We start from the raw sequence: 1956 nt of genomic DNA, 5'->3' as shown, positions 1-1956 counted from the left end.
TTACAAGAACCCGCTGCGTGAGTGGTCTAAGGCGTTGGCTCATCGTTCGCCGCAGCATGCCCTAGCGGGCAGAGCTGCATTCCATAACATCCAGTCCGCCAGCGGTACCGCATCCTGCTAAGGTCCGATAGTGCAAGCCCTATCGGAACGCGGCGGCCGCAATCACATCGCGCTTATCGGAGGCGCGACCAGACGGGCCGAAGCCATCGTCAACGTTGCGGTGAACACGATCCGACTGGCCTCATCGCGGACCATGACGTCCGTGCGGTATTCCTCGTCCCGCACGTGGTTTCGGGCGAGTTCCCCAAGGAAACGCCTTGCGGCATAGGCGGCCGTCTCGCAGCTGTCGCAATCCGTTCCGTCAGGGTCGGGATGCAACTCCGCGCCTTCGCACGGTTCAAAGAAAAAGTGAGGCATTGGCTCCCTTATTATGGACGTGGAGCTGCCTCAACAATCTACCGTTCAAATAATTGTTCCAAGAAATATTTCTGATAACGAACGTTACTAATTGATCGTGCGTAGAATTAGCGTGAATTCACTTACGTGCTGATGATGTGCCGTATGGCTCCATAACGCCCAATCGGCGAGCGGCGCCGCCCGCCAAGATCGGAATATCCGCTGAGGCATGCCTCAACGGACATAACCTGACGTAGCTTTGACAGTGCGAGTAGCAGCAGGGCGAGGCTGCCCGCGTGGCCAAGTCGCTGAACAAGACCGCTGCAGGCCCATTGGTCCGCCATCGCCGGTTTGGGTCTGAACTCCTAGGGTCAGGTTAGCGTTACCTGCAGCCTCATGAAGGCTGGCCAACAAGAAGGAACGCTCATGCGCATGCGCACCCTGCTGCCGCTCATCGGCCTGCTCGCACTCGCTGCCTGTAAGGACGAGAAGAAGGCCGAGACAACCACCCCGCCCCCTGCCAGCACCACGGCGCCCGCCAACCCCGCGCCGGCTCCCGGCGCTCCCGCCAATCCGCCTCCCGCCAACAAGCCCGCGGCTCACTGACCTGAAGCTCGGATCCAGCCGCTCAAAAGCAAACCCCGGCAGCTCATCGCCGCCGGGCTCACTCGAAGAAACATCATGCTGCCCCTTCAGCGGACGGGAGCACCTCACGTTCCGCTTCACTTGCACGCCACAGCCGGCTCATTGGCCGCGGCGGACGGTGTCGCCGATCGGCACTTCCATCCGGTCGAGCCGACAGCCGTGCGGCTCACGCTCGCAGGGCGTTTCTGAAGCTCCATAACACCCAGCCCGCGAAATTCGCGGCCTTGCGCGAGAAGTAGCACTCAGGTGCTGCAGGAGCCGGTCGGGAATAACCGGGGCGTGCCGGTGATCAGGATAGCTGGGGGCGACTGTCGATCATCGTGGAGCCTGCGGATGCCCGATCTCAGCGAGCTGGATGCCTACCTTAGCGAAGGCGCCCAGCTGATCCGCAGAGCGGAGGAGTGCACACGCCGGTTGCACCAAGACAGCGCGTGCGAGGGGCAGCGGCTAATGGCGGCAGCAACTCAGGTGGCGATGCAGCGCATCTACCTACTCATCAAGGCTCACCGCGACAGCTCGGCCCTGGAAATGCCGTCACCGTCCATTGCCCTTCCAGTACGAGAGAAGCGGCGTTGGTGGCCGGTTGTGAGCCGCAGGCGAGGGTCAAGCCCATCGAGCTCTGACCGACCAGCATTGTCCGTCCATAACGCTCAATCCGTGCGAATGGGCCGGGATCGCCCAGCATTTTGATTTCCAGGCACACAAACCTAACAGGTTTAAGTGCCCGGGAAACCGTCGCTTTTCTAACAGTGGAGGGTACGGCCGCGTAATGGCAATCCTCGCGCACTCCGGTGGAACGGCAGACCCGGAACTGGTTGCGCCGACGCACCCTTATTAGGCGCCTCAGGAAAGCGACACGGTCATAGGAGCGGCAGGTGGTATATCGGATGTGGCTGGCTGGCCTTGCCTGGGTGG

Annotated in this window: 2 protein-coding genes; one reads left to right on the top strand and one right to left on the bottom strand. The window is 61.6% G+C overall.

Annotation, left to right across the window (positions count from 1 at the left end):
* Nucleotides 1-162 precede the first annotated feature (162 nt).
* Entirely contained in the window at nucleotides 163-417 is a 255-nt protein-coding gene (locus WDW90_RS41090; protein WP_431311202.1) for a DUF6894 family protein, read from the bottom strand.
* A gap of 405 nt (nucleotides 418-822) precedes the next feature.
* On the opposite strand from WDW90_RS41090, the gene WDW90_RS36680 reads away from it, so the two are divergent.
* Nucleotides 823-1002 carry a hypothetical protein gene (locus WDW90_RS36680; protein WP_336491954.1) on the top strand — a complete coding sequence of 60 codons (180 nt, stop codon included), beginning with the start codon at nucleotides 823-825 and terminating at the stop codon, nucleotides 1000-1002.
* Nucleotides 1003-1956: the final 954 nt, after the last annotated feature.

It is taken from the genome of Methylobacterium nigriterrae (assembly GCF_037106235.1).
GTDB classification, from domain to species: Bacteria; Pseudomonadota; Alphaproteobacteria; order Rhizobiales; family Beijerinckiaceae; genus Methylobacterium; species Methylobacterium nigriterrae.
The sequence above is the reverse complement of the archived record's forward strand: the minus strand, read 5'-3'. Positions and strand labels throughout refer to the sequence as shown.